This is a genomic window from Vibrio sp. 779(2023) (assembly GCF_033344285.1).
Lineage (GTDB): Bacteria > Pseudomonadota > Gammaproteobacteria > Enterobacterales > Vibrionaceae > Vibrio > Vibrio alginolyticus.
The window spans coordinates 65214-80891 of record NZ_JAWPOM010000008.1 but is presented as its reverse complement, the minus strand read 5'-3'; the positions used below and the strand labels follow the sequence as shown (position 1 = coordinate 80891).

At 46.5% G+C, this 15678-nt stretch carries 13 protein-coding genes and 2 pseudogenes; 6 read left to right on the top strand and 9 right to left on the bottom strand.

What is annotated here, in order from left to right; all coding sequences use genetic code 11:
* Window positions 1–173 precede the first annotated feature (173 nt).
* From R8O70_RS12150 to R8O70_RS12125, 6 genes are all read right to left on the bottom strand, one after another.
* Window positions 174–590, bottom strand: coding sequence for a hypothetical protein (locus R8O70_RS12150; RefSeq protein ID WP_025634104.1), 417 nt, complete (start codon window positions 588–590; stop codon window positions 174–176).
* Window positions 591–835: 245 nt separating this feature from the next.
* Window positions 836–1483, bottom strand: coding sequence for a hypothetical protein (locus R8O70_RS12145; protein ID WP_042776360.1), 648 nt, complete (start codon window positions 1481–1483; stop codon window positions 836–838).
* Window positions 1484–1743: 260 nt separating this feature from the next.
* Window positions 1744–2061, bottom strand: coding sequence for a hypothetical protein (locus tag R8O70_RS12140; RefSeq protein ID WP_025634101.1), 318 nt, complete (start codon window positions 2059–2061; stop codon window positions 1744–1746).
* A gap of 105 nt (window positions 2062–2166) precedes the next feature.
* A complete protein-coding gene (locus tag R8O70_RS12135) occupies window positions 2167–3504 on the bottom strand; it encodes a hypothetical protein (protein WP_025634099.1) in 1338 nt (445 codons plus the stop codon).
* 11 nt (window positions 3505–3515) lie between these two features.
* Entirely contained in the window at window positions 3516–3854 is a 339-nt protein-coding gene (locus R8O70_RS12130; protein ID WP_025634098.1) for a hypothetical protein, read from the bottom strand.
* 11 nt (window positions 3855–3865) lie between these two features.
* Entirely contained in the window at window positions 3866–4414 is a 549-nt protein-coding gene (locus R8O70_RS12125) for a hypothetical protein (protein ID WP_025634097.1), read from the bottom strand.
* Window positions 4415–5167: 753 nt separating this feature from the next.
* Between R8O70_RS12125 and R8O70_RS12120 the strand changes: the two genes are divergently transcribed.
* Window positions 5168–5452 (top strand): hypothetical protein, encoded by a 285-nt coding sequence (locus tag R8O70_RS12120; RefSeq protein ID WP_138058896.1) that lies wholly within the window; start codon window positions 5168–5170, stop codon window positions 5450–5452.
* Window positions 5453–5538: 86 nt separating this feature from the next.
* The gene (locus R8O70_RS12115; RefSeq protein ID WP_025634091.1) at window positions 5539–5901 is read left to right on the top strand and encodes a hypothetical protein; all 363 of its coding nucleotides are present in this window, start codon (window positions 5539–5541) and stop codon (window positions 5899–5901) included.
* Between the two features lie 894 nt (window positions 5902–6795).
* Here the strand turns inward: R8O70_RS12115 and R8O70_RS12110 are convergent.
* The gene (locus R8O70_RS12110; RefSeq protein ID WP_025634090.1) at window positions 6796–7308 is read right to left on the bottom strand and encodes a hypothetical protein; all 513 of its coding nucleotides are present in this window, start codon (window positions 7306–7308) and stop codon (window positions 6796–6798) included.
* Window positions 7309–7547: 239 nt separating this feature from the next.
* Between R8O70_RS12110 and R8O70_RS12105 the strand changes: the two genes are divergently transcribed.
* Both R8O70_RS12105 and R8O70_RS12095 read left to right on the top strand, forming a co-directional pair.
* Window positions 7548–10565, top strand: a complete 3018-nt coding sequence (locus R8O70_RS12105) for a Tn3-like element IS3000 family transposase (RefSeq protein WP_213899645.1) — start codon at window positions 7548–7550, stop codon at window positions 10563–10565.
* Window positions 10566–11015: 450 nt separating this feature from the next.
* Window positions 11016–11465 (top strand): annotated as a pseudogene (locus R8O70_RS12095) (helix-turn-helix domain-containing protein); the annotation flags it as partial.
* Between the two features lie 428 nt (window positions 11466–11893).
* Here the strand turns inward: R8O70_RS12095 and R8O70_RS12090 are convergent.
* On the bottom strand, window positions 11894–12550 hold the full coding sequence (locus R8O70_RS12090; RefSeq protein WP_000415714.1) for a quinolone resistance pentapeptide repeat protein QnrVC1: 657 nt from the start codon (window positions 12548–12550) through the stop codon (window positions 11894–11896).
* Window positions 12551–12875: 325 nt separating this feature from the next.
* On the opposite strand from R8O70_RS12090, the pseudogene R8O70_RS12085 reads away from it, so the two are divergent.
* Both R8O70_RS12085 and R8O70_RS12080 read left to right on the top strand, forming a co-directional pair.
* Window positions 12876–14108: pseudogene (locus R8O70_RS12085) on the top strand (transposase); the annotation flags it as partial.
* 2 nt (window positions 14109–14110) lie between these two features.
* On the top strand, window positions 14111–15103 hold the full coding sequence (locus tag R8O70_RS12080; RefSeq protein WP_001381192.1) for a TniB family NTP-binding protein: 993 nt from the start codon (window positions 14111–14113) through the stop codon (window positions 15101–15103).
* Here the strand turns inward: R8O70_RS12080 and R8O70_RS12075 are convergent.
* Window positions 15072–15572, bottom strand: a complete 501-nt coding sequence (locus R8O70_RS12075) for a GNAT family N-acetyltransferase (RefSeq protein WP_000376623.1) — start codon at window positions 15570–15572, stop codon at window positions 15072–15074. The two genes, R8O70_RS12080 and R8O70_RS12075, sit on opposite strands and share 32 nt — an antisense overlap.
* Between the last annotated feature and the right edge of the window lie 106 nt (window positions 15573–15678).

Below are 15678 nucleotides of genomic sequence, written 5' to 3'. Positions count from 1 at the left end.
TATATGAATTATTCGAAGATTAGCTTAACGAAAACAAAGCGAGGTACTAAAGTAAAACCCACATAATAACCCATGGTTCTACATAGTCTGCTAGACTGCGTAAGGGAATATTACTTGAATATAGATAAAAAAAAGGCAACATTTAAAGTTGCCTTGTGCTGTTAGGTTTGAAATCAGTTGCTTACTGAAGTCAATTGACCATTGGATAAGTCTTCCAGTGGTGGATAATCAGGAAGTCCATAGTCAGATCGTAACCAAGTTAATTTCTGGTAGGTTTGTTCAATCCACTCTGGCTTTAGCTGTTGAACTTCTATGATCTTCTTCTTGTAACTCGGATCTGTTTTAGCTGGTAGGTATTCTAAATAGAAACTGTCGCATTTTTCCATTAAGCTAGAACGCTCTAAATCTACCACCGTCAGGCAGTCAACAAAGTCTTTGTACGCTTCGTTGTCGGAAATGCCTTGAACAACTGCTGGCCCGGTAGTTTTGAGATATTCTTTGTATAGTTTTGCACCGACGACTCCAGAGCCAGATACAGCAACGATAGCTATAATAGACCAGGGAAAGGTGCTTTTAAGTGAGTCGAACATATTATATCCGTTTTATTGTTAGTATTAGTATTAAGGTGGGGATTGTTTTGGAATATTCAATGCATGAAATACAATAATTGTATTTCATGACTAGTTATATCTAGTTTTAAATATTTATTGTTCATCAAAAAGGCTGGTTATAAAACACCCACCAGCCCTTTCAATTTGATATTTAACCTGGGTATGCTAGAACAATGTCTATGTTAAACTTAATATCTGAAAGATTTAAACGGGTCAAAATATACTCAGTCATACTCGCAAAGTCGGCTTAAAATATTTGATTTACCAAATATACAAGGCTCTTTACGGAGGTGGTAAAATTTGGGTCTCCCAGATATTTCATCATATATTTCTTCTACATTTAAAGTCTCAATTATATCAATAGAGTCTGGATTTAACACTAAATGAGAACGGCCATGATACCCACCGTCTACAAATTGGCCACTCTCAAAATCCTTTAAGATATCGATACCGTTTTCACGCAAAATATGACAACGTTTCCGTTCATTCAAATCAATTAGGTCATTGTGTATTCGATTTTCAGGTGGTTTTGCAAGTTCTGAGTACCATTCTTTACCCCTCTTAGTTGATATCCACACTGGTAATTTATCCCAATGTTGCTGTAGATATTTGGGGTGCATAGAAATGGATTTACCAATAGTTACTACTTTAGCTTGTTCCTTTATTGCGCACACATATACGGTAGGTTTACCTACCTGCCTCGCTTTATAGTCAGCGTGATAGCATGCTCCTTTCAGATTAGAAACGAAGTAAAATCCATTAGCATCATTACAGCCTTCGCCTGTACCTAGCATGCCTAACTCAAATTTATCAAACTCCTTAGCTCGTGTACCATGAAAGATGAGCTCTCTTTCCATTGTTCTTTCTAACATGCCGCTTCTCATCAGGTTATAAGTCTTAAATTGTATTATCTAAAAACTAAACAAAATTGAGCTATTACTTTTGTTGACCTCTAAACAGATCAACTAGTCCTCTCAACACAACGCCACTAATGATCAATCCTAATAGTAAACTAATTACTATTCCGTAGGGGTTTGTTGCGAAAAATGAAAAAAACTCAGGTAGTTGAGGGAAAGGTAATGCTGCAACAGTGGCCATAAATTAATCCTTCTTTAAACAGTTAGGTTATGATTTAAGGAAGCTCGAGATCTTCTTCGGTAACCCAATCCAAGTGAGTATCTTTAGATATCAATAGTGTGCCTTCAAGCCAATTTACACCTAATATCTTTTCATCATGTGAAGCGTAAAACTCCGAAAGTTTATCGACTATGTTTGTAACATTCGATATTTCTACATTTTGTAAAGGTAGCCAAAACCAGCGATTTTTTGACTCAAGTAGTGCTCTTTTCGAGTTCCAATCCAGCCCCCATAATAAATGCTCTTGATTACCATTCACGAGCCGACAGTGCATCGCTGCCTTGATCCCCAATTTTTCAAGAAAGAACAACATACTTCCTACTTTGCGTAAAAAAAAACCATATTGACACATACTAAGATGTTACCAAGTATGTATCAATTATCTTTTGTTTTTATATGGTTATGATCAAGCTTGTATCTATATGTGGCTGGCCAGCCAGGTCTTGGTAGGCACAAATTGGTCTGACACCACATTGCCATTATTTATACAGATGGGCAATACGAAGTCAGTACCACTTCCTTTTGCAAACTCCCGTACTTCTCTTAAGGTATCTTTGCTATTGCTAACTGGTACTAGTAAAGAGTGGCTAAGTTCCCTTGTTCCACGCAACTTAATATTGGGTATTGAAAAACCTCGATGTAACAGCTCCTTTGTTTTAATGATTTGCACAGAACTGAATGACTTTACGTATTGGAGTTGTGCGGTTACTAGTTCGTTATATACTGTTTTTAACTTAAACTTTGCTAGCAAATAGTCGTCTGTCAAGTTACTGAGCTGATACAAAGCCTTTTTAATAATTAATGTAATTTCTGGGTTATTCAACGATGGCATCGCCAACTCTCGGTCATAGGCGTTTATTACAGCGATTTTTGGATAATGGTCCATTTCACCGACATCTGTTTCAAACTTATCCCTATCGCTTAAAATCATGTTTGTGAGTTTATCGTGTCGCTCTGTCATACCTTTAGAGCATAAAATTAAGAATCTGTTTGATGGCTTAGTTTCGCAGCTAACTAATATTGGGAGTTCATTTTTGTGGTTTGGCACAGGGATATACACCTTTCTAATATCAGAATCCTCTAATATTTCATGTGTACCACTGCCTTCCAGAAAGCTGGCTATCTTCTTCAACATCTGGCTCACGATATCATTCCTTTGTTCAATTATTATTCTACGTTTTGACATTCGTTCATCATACTCTTCTTGTTTAGACTCGATATGCCTAGTCAATTGGTCCCTGTTTAAATATGGTAGAAAATCATTGAAAGTACATTTCACGCTCATGGTGCCAGGGCGTAGCCCTAGTTTAGTTTCAATTCTGGTTGCTAACTTTTTTCCTAGCATACGGGATTTATTGGGCCCTAAATGATTGTTCAAATGACAACCTAGCTCTGAGTTCAATTTGCTAATATTGCCATTCCCTATAAGGGTCAATAGGATCTCTAAATTCCTAGATCTGGCAAGCTTGTCAATTGGGAGGTTATCATCAATTGTTGGGTCTACATTTATGGTAGAAATGGCCTCATCAAGTTGTCCAATAGGCATACCGAGCTTTGTTTCTATGTTTCTAGCTAGTCTGTGACTGATGTTCTTCTGAGGCTTGGATCTGTGGCTGAGATAACTGGCCAAGTGAGGCATATCTAAATGTCTACATAAGTTCTGAATCTTACGGTTGTAGTCTTGGTTGACTATACGCATAAGGTTTTGGTGTCGATTCTCGTGATAGATTTCAGTAGTGTCGAATTTGATATCCATTCAATCACCAATCAATAACGTATTGTGGAAATGGTGTCTTCTATCAAATCTCGTTCTATATCGCTTTCAGCTTGATTTAAATACTTCTCGAGAATATCAATATTAAGTGTACTCAAGTGTCTTCTGTAAAGCTTGCGTCTCAATTCTTTGCGTTCAGCATAAATTGGGTATAGCCCCTGGATAAGGATACCAAGAAGAAGAATTACTATATAAAGCAGATTAAAAGACTCTAATTGAGAGAATCGCCATGCAGCTAAACCTACAATTGTTAGAGAAAATGCCAATATAACTATTCTTCTGGTGAACTGCCCCCATTCTGGTGAAAATACAGAGTCTTTGTAATGCATCATATTATTACCTCCTAGATGTATAAGAAATTGTCCATTGTCCATGTGTCTGGATGTGTTGAAGGGAGTGATTGAGATTCGAATATTGCATCAATGGTTGACCAACCTAGCTCAACTCCGTCCTCAAAATGGGTAGAAAATGCAATGTACATCCAACTTGCGACAGTAAATCGTGCTGCTGCTGTAAATTCAATCTTCAACAAATCGAGTTCGCTTGAGGTACTTACCATGTAAGTATTGGTACTTCTAACGCGATAACACCCTGATAACCTGTCAAGTAGTGGTGTTAGGTTAGGTTCTTTCTTGGCGAGCTTAATCATATCTTTCAAAGACAAAATACAATTGAGCTCTTTTAAACCAACCCTAGTCCATTCTTTAACTTTGCAAATTTGTTCAATTCTGTTTCTTTCGAAAGAGATCCAGAGAGGATCATACCTTCCCATACTTTCAATTAATTTATAGGTTGAAAGTAATTCTTCTAAACTAGCAGAGCATGCCCTTTCGATGTTCGTTGATGTATTGCGCTTAGCAGTACATCTTGTTTTAGTTACTGCGCTTTCCAATCTTGAGTCTCCTAGTTCAAATATTCTCAGTTACAACACTTTTATCGCGAGGATTTGTCTTACGCCGTTATCTGATCGCGATGTCAGTTCAATATTTTCGAATGTCGGTACTGGAAGTCTGTGTATAGCCGCCTCTATTAGTTTCAAGCCGAAAAGGTACTTACCACTAGTAATTGAGTTAATATGATGGTTTGTCATTTTTTCTAAATGACTGACTATCAAATGTTCTAGTTGATATAGAGTATCAAGCACCTGCAGATCTAGGTTTATCAGGTCGTCATAGTTCTGGAGTGTCATCAACGTGTGTCGATATGGATCTAGAGCACACCTGTACGCATGCTTTTTAAGTAGATATGGATGTATAGGTTTTGGCCACATGACGACTATCTGTTATATCTGCTTTGTACGTTCTAGCCAGCTAGCTAGTGATAGTAGACCACATACCTTGGCCACCACCTCGAAATTGTCTTTGTATGCTCCGCTATTAAAGAAAATCAGGCAAATCAAAGCAGTACAAGATAGTGCTATCAGTAAATACTTTGTTCTAAACATTAGCTTTTCCTCAACCATTCTTAGGCAGTCTAGACTAAACATTGAATAATAGATGTCATTCGCGTATAAAAAACAATACTAATGTTACCATATATTTTTATACGTATGTTAGGAAAACCTCATGCTGAGCTAGTTGATAATTTGATCAACTTAGTTTCCATATGAGCTTTGGTACAAATATTAACGAAGAGTATGATTGATATGATAAAAATTGATAAAGATGAAGTTTTGACAGTCTCCATTGTCTCGCAAAGGCTTAAAGGCATCATTCCTGAGGATTATAAATGGCCAAATGTACCGGAGGGATATCAATTGGAGTTTATTGTCCATCCCGATGGCACTTTAATCATGGATCTTTTAAATCCTGATAGAGGAATGTTTATTTCAGAAGCCGAAAATGTTCACTTTGAAACACCCCGTACAGTGAAGAACGCCCCCCTTACATGGCAAGACCTAGAAAAGGCTGGTGTTCCTTTTATGTCATGACCTAACTACAACTTGATAGAGCTTTCACAAACAACCTCGTTAAGCACCAAATCAGAATAAATCCCCCTCTATAATAGGAATACTGCATGAAATCTGCGATCCGTCTTAGTCTAAAAGTAATATTGTTTTCGATTACTGTCATAGTGTCGATAATTGGAGGACAAATTAGTCAGCACCTCGCTCATATCAAAGATTCCAGAATGCATACGATCGATACCTGGAACAGGCAACATCCTGAGAACTTACATGTCTCTAGAACATTTATTAATGAATGCCTTAATCGAAAAATGGTAAAGGATACTAGTTCGGACGAACCTTTCTTTGTAAAAGAGGTTTATGGACTGTATGAATGTGGTATTGAAGTCGGAGCGGATGACCTTGTGGAGAAAATCAAAGAGTCAGACAACTCCTTGAGTACATTTGCTTGGCCATTATCAGCTTTGACTTAATACTTCGTTTTCAAATATTGAGGTCTAAATCGGACCTCATTTGAACCACTATCGAACAAAAATTAGTCAACTATACACGGTATCCACCACACTTTAAGGTACTCATTGGTGCCTCTCCCCCACCGCTTCGCTCCATCCGCACGTGCTGTAACTATAAGGTCGGCTTCGCCGCCTCTTGAGCATTCTCCCCCCTGGGAGAACCAGCGGCTTCGCCGCTTCTTAGATTGGTAAATACTATTCATATCGATTTATTTCTATCTTTATCTATCCATATCTATGTTTGGCTACGCCAAACTTTTTTCCAGGGGGTCTTAGCAGTGGCGAAGCCACCAAGGAGTAGAAATATTTAGGGCGAAGCCCTTATTCGTTAGCGTCGAAGACGCGAAAGGGAGCTTGATTCTTTGCGAGCGAAGCTCGCTTCATTCGAGTTAAAGCGAGTGAGGTAGTTAAGGTTATTGGTGTCGTAACAGCGGCTTGTGGTGTAGTTTAGGTGGTGGATACCGTGTATATTTATGGTTTGAAGTCCCCGTAGATTTGGGAGAGAAATAAAGTTTCATACTAAATGTTCAAGTAAGCCTGTCAGTACCGTTCTAAATGTCACGCTGACATAAATAAAGATTCATACCAATTGGTACTACCATGTTTCAATCTCACAACAATTGACTATAAAAGTATCATACTGGTTGTCTGACCATCCGCTGGAACACGTATCTGGACAAAAATGTTTTAGAGCTGTGTATTAAAACGTTTTTGTCAGATTAGAAAAAGCATCTTGAAACCTTAAACGCTTGCTATTATTGCATGTGTTCGCAAGATGGTTGTGATATGCTAAGAGATGCATCATGTAGGATTAGAACATAGCTAAAAATTAGTTATTGACGCCATAGTCGTTTGTTAAAGGTCGGTTTTCGCATCTTCCAGAGCCTGTTTTTGAATATTTGCAATAACTTCCTCGGTTAACCCATACTTTGCTGCGACAGTCATTGTGATTGGGTTTAGGATGTCCTCAACCTCATTGAACAACTCTATTGATTTTTCCAACCCTGTAATCATCTTATTACGCCCAGACGCGTTCATAAAATCCATAGCTTTAGCTTGGAAATAACTATGAGCCAAGAAGTTACGTTCCTTGAGTGCCTTAGCTAGCAACGATTCTGTAGTCGCTTGAAGTACGTTTAAAGATTTTAGATGTCCTATTAGTCTACCCATCGTCTTATCACTAACTTCCTGATCAAAGCTATCAAACTTAGCCTCCCACTCCTCTTGGGTGTGCTTAGACTTTGCCTCTCTTTCGTATAAATCACAAAAGATGAGCAACTGAATAATCGATTGCTCCACACATTGAGCACGATACATCGCTAAACCGTAATATGCGTAAACTTCTTTACAATGTTCTGATTTGTCCATAATAATTTTTTTTCGTTTGGGTCATATTTTCTCCACCTAACAAGGGGTTTTGCGCCCATCCCCCCGAAAATGACCTTAGCCTTTAACTTTGGTTGATGGGGTTCTAGGGATTTTCCGTCCAAAAACGACAAAGTGCTCTGGAGGCCCCGCCGTCTGTGGCCTCCAGAGGGGTATTACTTTTTTCGAGATCCCTATTTGGGCTCTGTTTGAGTAAGATTTAGTCTTTTTGGGCTAAATCCATGGCATTCGAAGAACGTGTCCAAATCTTGTCCGAGGCAGAACAAGATGAGTTATATGGACCCCCCGCTTTCACCTCCGCCGACCAACGCTTCTTTTTCTCGCTGAACGATAAGGAACTGGCGATCGCTAAAAGCCTCCGTCATCGGGGCCAGCGTTACATGCTGGTGGTACTGCTGGGCTATTTCAAAGCCAAGCCGGTGGTGCTGAATCCCGGCTTTCATCAGATCAAGCAGGACCTCAAATACGTTTATCAAACCGTTCTACCAGGCCCAGGCTGTAGACCCTTTAATCTCACGCCAAAAGAGAAAGAACGGATTTACCAACGTGTTTTCCAGCTCTGCAACTACCAGCGCTGGAATGTCAAAGACCATGGAGCGGCGTTGAGAGATTACTTATCCCAGCAAGCCAGAGCCTGGACAGCGCCTAGGCACCTCTTCGATGCGGCCATTGAATATTGTTCGGGGCAGAAGATCGCAATCCCTGCCTACAGCACGCTGCAAAAGATCATCAGTCAGGTGGTGGGAGACGAACAGGAACACATGGCCGCGCACCTTGAGCGTGCAATGTCACGCGGTCTTAAGCAAGCACTGGCGGAGCTCGTGAACGGCACAGGTCCACTGCCGTTCCGACAGTTGCGACAATCGGCTCGTAACTTCACCGGAACCGAGTTGGAGAAAGAACTGATTGTCTATCGCCATATCCAGCATTGGATGCCGGAAGTGGATCTGCTGTTGAGCACGCTATCACTGTCGCAGAAAAATCTGCAACACCTGGCAGAGAAAGTCGACTACTACGGTGCCAAACTGAAACGTCAAACCGTAGGCAGCCAATGGCTGTATTTATTGTGCTATCTTCAAACGCGATGGCAGCAAGCGCTGGAACGTATTGCCGATGGCTTTGTGCATCATGTCAGACAGACCAAACAGAAGGCAAAGGATTATGCGCAGGAAGCGGTGTTTAAGGATTGGCAAAAAGCAGCTAAAAATGTCAGCAAGGCAGCTGAAGTACTGCACCTGTTCATTGATGACAGCATTGATCTGCAACTACCGTTTGCAACAGTAAGACAGCAAGCACTGAGCCTGCTGACCAAAAGGGATCTGGAATCTGTATGTCTCTTCCTGAACGAGCAGCGACGATCGGTCGATGAAGCCATGTGGCAGTACTGCGACGAGAAAGAAAGTCTGCGGAAAGGTTTGCTGCGAGAGTTGTTCCTATGTCTGCGCTTCGAAGGCTGCGACGGCACCCAGCACTTAGCGGCCGCCTTGGCGAAAACACAAAACGAACTCAACGGCCAGGACGCTCAGTTGCAAACTGCCGACACCAGACTCCTTTCCAAAAAATCACGTGAATTCCTGCTGGATGGTGAAGGGAATATCCTGATCGATCGTTATGAGTGGTTCCTCTATCAACAGATTCCTGATCGCCTGAATGGCCAGCTGACGCTGCCTGATATCACTAAATACCGGGCACTCGACGCCGACCTGATCGACGGGGAACATTGGCGAAAAAACAAATATACGCTGCTTCAACAGAGCCATTTTACAAAATTAGCGGAGGAGCCTGAAAAGCTGATCAAACAGATGGCCATGGAATTGGATACCCGTTTGTACGAAGTCGGCGAATATCTTGAACAGGAAGACAACCGGAATATCATCTTGCGTAATCCGCAGGGTAAACGCTTCTGGCGCCTGCCTTCGGCCAGCAAACATCATCTGGTCAACAATCCCTTCTTCCAGCAAATTCCCACAACGGGGATTGCGGATGTACTGCGCATGGTTGATCGTGACACCGGTTTCATTGACTGCTTCGCTCATGTGCTGGGTTCCCAATCCAGAAGCCGTTCCCATGAATATGACCTGTTGGCAATTCTGGTCGGCAATGCAACCAATCAAGGCATTTACGGCATGGCACAGATCTCTGATCGTACCTATGATCAGCTCAGCACTATCCAGGCGAACTATCTTCGCCTGGAAACATTGAATGCTGCTAACGACAACATCAATAACGCGACAGCCAAGCTACCCATCTTCCGGTACTACAACATCCAGGAAGATGTGATCCACGCCAGTGCCGATGGTCAAAAGTTCGAAGCCCGGCGCGAGACCTTCAAAACCCGTTATTCGTCGAAGTACTTTGGCACTCAAAAAGGTGTTTCTGCCATGACCTTGATCGCCAATCACGCTGCGATCAACGCCAGAGTGATCGGCGCCAACGAACATGAATCGCACTACATCTTTGATTTGTTGATGAGCAATACGTCAGACATCATTCCGGATGTGCTCTCAACCGATACCCATGGGGTGAACCATGTGAACTTCGCGTTACTGGATCTGTTCGGATACCAGTTTGCCCCACGCTATGCCCAGGTTGGCAAAGTGATCAATGACATGTTTGATGTCAAGGAAGACAAAGAACACCGAATTCAGCTGTGCTTAAAAAAGCCAATCAATACCCATCGTATTGCGCAGCACTGGGATACCATCCAACGGATTGCAGTATCACTTAAGCAGCGGAAAACAACGCAAGCCACCTTGGTGAGAAAGCTCTCGGAGTACAAGCGCAATCACCCGCTGCTGGAAGCCCTGACGGAATACAATCGCCTGGTGAAAGCGAATTATCTACTGTGCTACATCGATGATGCCAGTTTAAGAAACTATGTTCAGCGCGCGCTGAACCGGGGAGAGGCCTATCACCAACTGCGTCGGGCCGTGAGCAGCGTCAATGGGGATCAGTTCCGGGGCAGTTCAGACGAAGAAATCCAGCTATGGAATGAGTGCGCTCGCCTGGTCACCAATGCCATCGTTTACTTCAACTCCAGGATACTCAGCCAGCTGTTGACCAGCTTCGAATACCAAGGAGATACCAAGAGAATAGATATCGTCAAACAGGCATCCCCTGTGGCCTGGCACAACATTAACCTCAAGGGGACTTACCACTTCGAATTGAGCGAAAAATTGCCAGATCTGGAGGAGCTTATGCGCTCAATCGAGGGATATTTACCCGTCAGCGAAAAGTAATACCCCTCTGGAGGCCACGGACGGCGCGGCCTCCAGAGCACTTTGTCGTTTTTGGACGGAAAATCCCTAGAACCCCGGTATGGCTGGCCAGCTCCTTTTGGGTGATTTGGTTCGGCTGCATGAACTGCGTTTCCAGGACTTCGCCTGGCGCCTTCGGCTTGCGCTTCATGTTCATGGTTCACCTCCTGGCTGTCGCCTATCAATGCGTGTAAGTGTAACCGACTTGGTTAACCTGTCAAGATGGGGTGTTTTGATTCGCGCCGCCTTCCGGGTGCGAACTAGCGAAGTCTGTTCGTTTCTGGAAGGTGGTGTCATTTTCAGAAGACGACTGCACCAGTTGATTGGGCGTAATGGCTGTTGTGCAGCCAGCTCCTGACAGTTCAATATCAGAAGTGATCTGCACCAATCTCGACTATGCTCAATACTCGTGTGCACCAAAGCGAGGTGAGCATGGCGACGGACACCCCACGGATTCCAGAACAAGGCGTGGCCACTCTGCCTGATGAGGCTTGGGAGCGTGCGCGCCGTCGTGCGGAGATCATCAGTCCGTTGGCGCAGTCGGAGACGGTCGGGCACGAAGCGGCCGATATGGCGGCTCAGGCGCTGGGCTTGTCTCGGCGCCAGGTATACGTTCTGATCCGGCGTGCCCGGCAAGGCAGCGGCCTCGTGACGGATCTGGTGCCCGGCCAGTCCGGTGGAGGTAAAGGTAAGGGGCGCTTGCCGGAACCGGTCGAGCGCGTCATCCACGAGCTACTGCAAAAGCGGTTCCTGACCAAGCAGAAGCGCAGCCTAGCGGCCTTTCACCGCGAAGTCACTCAGGTGTGCAAGGCTCAAAAACTGCGAGTGCCGGCGCGCAATACCGTGGCCTTACGGATCGCTAGCCTTGACCCGCGCTATATCCATAGTTGGATATAGTAAATGACAAACCTCATGAGCCAACTGAAAAATCAGCTGAATATCGTCATTCTTTACTCGTTCACTTAATGAAATAGCAACTTCGTTAGTATCTGGGTAGTACGCCAAATGTGGAGAGTGGTCATTAATTTCTATACCACAATAACTCCATTGATTAACCATCTCTCCAAATAACTCTTCAGCGAGACTTATTAGCTCTTTAGCTACAGAATCTAGTTCTAGAATAATTTAACCCTCACCATAATAGATTAATTGTAATACTCTTTACTGCTAACGCCCGCTTAAGTGGTGAGCAACGCTACCACAACACTCAATTATTACACCGTAAATACAAAAGCCAATTCAAACTAAAACCGCCAAACGTTGCGAATCCGTCTTAAAGCGTTTGTTATGTGCGTAGCCGAATCTTGCGCTTAGTCAGGAACAATGATTACCCCTAATTGCTCCAGTAACTGTTCCTGTTGCCACGAGCATATTTTTACACCCGTAAGATCAATCTTTCGAGGATCTAAACCATAAAGCTCTGAATGGCTTAAATCACAGCCTTGTACTCTAAACTGTTCCCAGCAGTCTTCCGAAAAAACACCACGGCTTAAATCTGATTCTTTAAATGAAGCGCCTCGAAGATTTGCACCAATCCATCTATTTTCGAACAGGTCACATTTTTCAATAAGCTGCTGCTCAAAATTGGCATAGGATAAGTTACAACCTGTTATGTATGCAGAACAAAAGTACATTTTATTCGAAACCTGATTTACAAAACTAACTTGACTAAAATTTGCTCCTTTAAGATCACAATCTCTCAGTTCAATACCAAAGCAATTTGCCCCCTTAAAATGGGACATTGAAAGCTGACAGTTTTTAAATGAAGCATCTCGAAGATCAGCATAAGAAAAATCGCACCCTTCCAATGCCCCCTGCTCTATGAAAGTACAGTTAATGAACTGTGTATCTCGGAGGTTTGAGCGCTTAAAATTACAATGTATAAAAGTACAATTGCTAAAGATATGTTCTTGCAAGTCCTGATGTGAGAAGTTCACTTGATTATATAATTGCTTTGATTTTTCCATGCTGTGGCTCCAAAAAACATTTGATTTGAAGACTATCATTTACCTGAAAGTTCTCAACAAAAACAAAACCAATAAAAACAGAAACTTAAAACACCCCGTTTTAGCCAAAATAAGGCATCAAAACGGCATTTTAAAGGGGGCTAATTCGAAACGACCGATGCGGCCAGCCAGAAGAAAGTTTTAGTGAATCTGGCTTGCTTTAGAGAAAGCACATAACAGCGTATTAGTAGGCATGCTCGTTTTGTCGCTTTGGCTTGCTTACTAAAAATTAATGTATGACTCTGAATACTAAAGATTTAATCAAAAAAAACAAGCTAACCTTTAGGTCATCCGCCGGCGGGAAGGCCAGGATGCCGCTCGTGACCTACAAGGTGTGGGCGGCGAGCCTCCTGCCGTGACCGCGCCGCTGGAGCAGGTGCAGATAGACCATACGGTCATCGACCTGATCGTGGTCGATGACCGCGACCGGCAACCTATTGGCCGCCCGTACCTGACCCTCGCCATCGACGTGTTCACCCGCTGCGTGCTCGGCATGGTCGTCACGCTGGAAGCGCCGTCTGCCGTTTCGGTTGGCCTGTGCCTCGTGCATGTCGCCTGCGACAAGCGCCCTTGGCTGGAAGGACTGAACGTGGAAATGGATTGGCAGATGAGCGGCAAGCCCTTGCTGCTCTACCTAGACAACGCGGCCGAGTTCAAGAGCGAGGCCCTGCGCCGGGGTTGCGAGCAGCATGGCATCCGGCTGGACTATCGCCCGCTGGGACAGCCGCACTATGGCGGCATCGTGGAACGGATCATCGGCACGGCGATGCAGATGATTCACGACGAACTGCCGGGAACGACCTTCTCCAACCCTGACCAGCGCGGCGACTACGATTCCGAAAACAAGGCCGCCCTGACGCTGCGCGAGCTAGAGCGCTGGCTCACATTGGCGGTCGGCACCTACCACGGTTCGGTGCACAACGGCCTGCTCCAACCGCCGGCCGCGCGCTGGGCCGAGGCCGTGGCGCGTGTCGGCGTACCGGCCGTCGTCACACGCGCTACTTCGTTCCTGGTCGATTTTCTGCCGATCCTCCGGCGCACGCTGACCCGCACCGGCTTTGTCATCGACCACATCCACTACTACGCCGATGCGCTCAAGCCGTGGATTGCGCGGCGTGAACGCTGGCCGTCCTTTCTGATCCGGCGCGATCCGCGCGACATCAGCCGTATCTGGGTCCTGGAACCGGAGGGACAGCATTACCTGGAAATTCCCTACCGTACCTTGTCGCATCCGGCTGTCACCCTCTGGGAACAACGGCAGGCGCTGGCGAAACTGCGGCAGCAAGGGCGCGAACAGGTGGATGAGTCGGCGCTGTTCCGCATGATCGGCCAGATGCGTGAGATTGTGACCAGCGCGCAGAAGGCCACACGCAAGGCGCGGCGTGACGCGGATCGCCGCCAGCACCTCAAGACATCAGCTCGGCCGGACAAGCCCGTTCCGCCGGATACGGATATTGCCGACCCGCAGGCAGACAACTTGCCACCCGCCAAACCGTTCGACCAGATTGAGGAGTGGTAGCCGTGGACGAATATCCCATCATCGACCTGTCCCACCTGCTGCCGGCGGCCCAGGGCTTGGCCCGTCTTCCGGCGGACGAGCGCATCCAGCGCCTTCGCGCCGACCGCTGGATCGGCTATCCGCGCGCAGTCGAGGCGCTGAACCGGCTGGAAGCCCTTTATGCGTGGCCAAACAAGCAACGCATGCCCAACCTGCTGCTGGTTGGCCCGACCAACAATGGCAAGTCGATGATCGTCGAGAAGTTCCGCCGCACCCACCCGGCCAGCTCCGACGCCGACCAGGAGCACATCCCGGTGTTGGTCGTGCAGATGCCGTCCGAGCCGTCCGTGATCCGCTTCTACGTCGCGCTGCTCGCCGCGATGGGCGCGCCGCTGCGCCCACGCCCACGGTTGCCGGAAATGGAGCAACTGGCTCTGGCACTGCTGCGCAAGGTCGGCGTGCGCATGCTGGTGATCGACGAGCTGCACAACGTGCTGGCCGGCAACAGCGTCAACCGCCGGGAATTCCTCAACCTGCTGCGCTTCCTCGGCAACGAACTGCGCATCCCGTTGGTTGGGGTAGGCACGCGCGACGCCTACCTAGCCATCCGCTCCGATGACCAGTTGGAAAATCGCTTCGAGCCGATGATGCTGCCGGTATGGGAGGCCAACGACGATTGCTGCTCACTGCTGGCCAGCTTCGCCGCTTCGCTCCCGCTGCGCCGGCCTTCCCCAATTGCCACGCTGGACATGGCTCGCTACCTGCTCACACGCAGCGAGGGCACCATAGGGGAACTGGCGCACTTGCTGATGGCGGCGGCCATCGTCGCCGTGGAGAGCGGCGAGGAAGCGATCAACCATCGCACACTCAGCATGGCCTGTCGACAACCTCTCGCGCAACCAAGACATCGCGGTCGGACTGCAAGTGATCTTGAAGCCACGGGCCCGTCCCACCCCGACATGGACCTCGATGCCCGAACGGACGTTAGATTTCGAGTTCTAGGCGTTCTGCGATGAAGGTTGGATCCCAGCCGGGATTGAAAGTGTCGACGTGGGTGAATCCGAGCCGCTCGTATAGGCCACGCAGGTTCGGGTGGCAGTCGAGCCGCAGCTTGGCGCACCCCTGCGTTCGCGCGGCATGGCGGCAAGCCTCGATCAGCGCGGAGCTGACACCCCGGCCCGCATGTGTCCGTCGCACCGCGAGCTTGTGCAGATATGCGGCCTCCCCCTTGAGGGCGTCGGGCCAGAACTCGGGATCCTCGGCCGACAAGGTGCAACAGCCGACGATGCCGTCGCTGCAACTCGCGACTAGGAGCTCGGATCTCAGGACGAAGGTCTCCGCGAATGTCCGGTCGATCCGCGCGACGTCCCAGGCGGGCGTTCCCTTGGCGGACATCCACGCCGCAGCGTCGTGCATCAGCCGCACAACCTCGTCGATATCACCCGAGCAGGCGACCCGAACGTTCGGAGGCTCCTCGCTGTCCATTCGCTCCCCTGGCGCGGTATGAACCGCCGCCTCATAGTGCAGTTTGATCCTGACGAGCCCAGCATGTCTGCGCCCACCTTCGCGGAACCTGACCAGGGTCCGCTAG

What these genes read in the sequence shown, in the direction of transcription:
- R8O70_RS12150 (WP_025634104.1), bottom strand. Translation starts at nt 590, where the DNA reads ATGTTCGACTCACTTAAAAGCACCTTTCCCTGGTCTATTATAGCTATC.
- R8O70_RS12145 (WP_042776360.1), bottom strand. Translation starts at nt 1,483, where the DNA reads ATGTTAGAAAGAACAATGGAAAGAGAGCTCATCTTTCATGGTACACGA.
- R8O70_RS12140 (WP_025634101.1), bottom strand. Translation starts at nt 2,061, where the DNA reads ATGTTGTTCTTTCTTGAAAAATTGGGGATCAAGGCAGCGATGCACTGT.
- R8O70_RS12135 (WP_025634099.1), bottom strand. Translation starts at nt 3,504, where the DNA reads ATGGATATCAAATTCGACACTACTGAAATCTATCACGAGAATCGACAC.
- R8O70_RS12130 (WP_025634098.1), bottom strand. Translation starts at nt 3,854, where the DNA reads ATGATGCATTACAAAGACTCTGTATTTTCACCAGAATGGGGGCAGTTC.
- R8O70_RS12120 (WP_138058896.1), top strand. Translation starts at nt 5,168, where the DNA reads ATGATAAAAATTGATAAAGATGAAGTTTTGACAGTCTCCATTGTCTCG.
- R8O70_RS12115 (WP_025634091.1), top strand. Translation starts at nt 5,539, where the DNA reads ATGAAATCTGCGATCCGTCTTAGTCTAAAAGTAATATTGTTTTCGATT.
- R8O70_RS12110 (WP_025634090.1), bottom strand. Translation starts at nt 7,308, where the DNA reads ATGGACAAATCAGAACATTGTAAAGAAGTTTACGCATATTACGGTTTA.
- R8O70_RS12105 (WP_213899645.1), top strand. Translation starts at nt 7,548, where the DNA reads ATGGCATTCGAAGAACGTGTCCAAATCTTGTCCGAGGCAGAACAAGAT.
- R8O70_RS12090 (WP_000415714.1), bottom strand. Translation starts at nt 12,550, where the DNA reads ATGGAAAAATCAAAGCAATTATATAATCAAGTGAACTTCTCACATCAG.
- R8O70_RS12075 (WP_000376623.1), bottom strand. Translation starts at nt 15,572, where the DNA reads ATGGACAGCGAGGAGCCTCCGAACGTTCGGGTCGCCTGCTCGGGTGAT.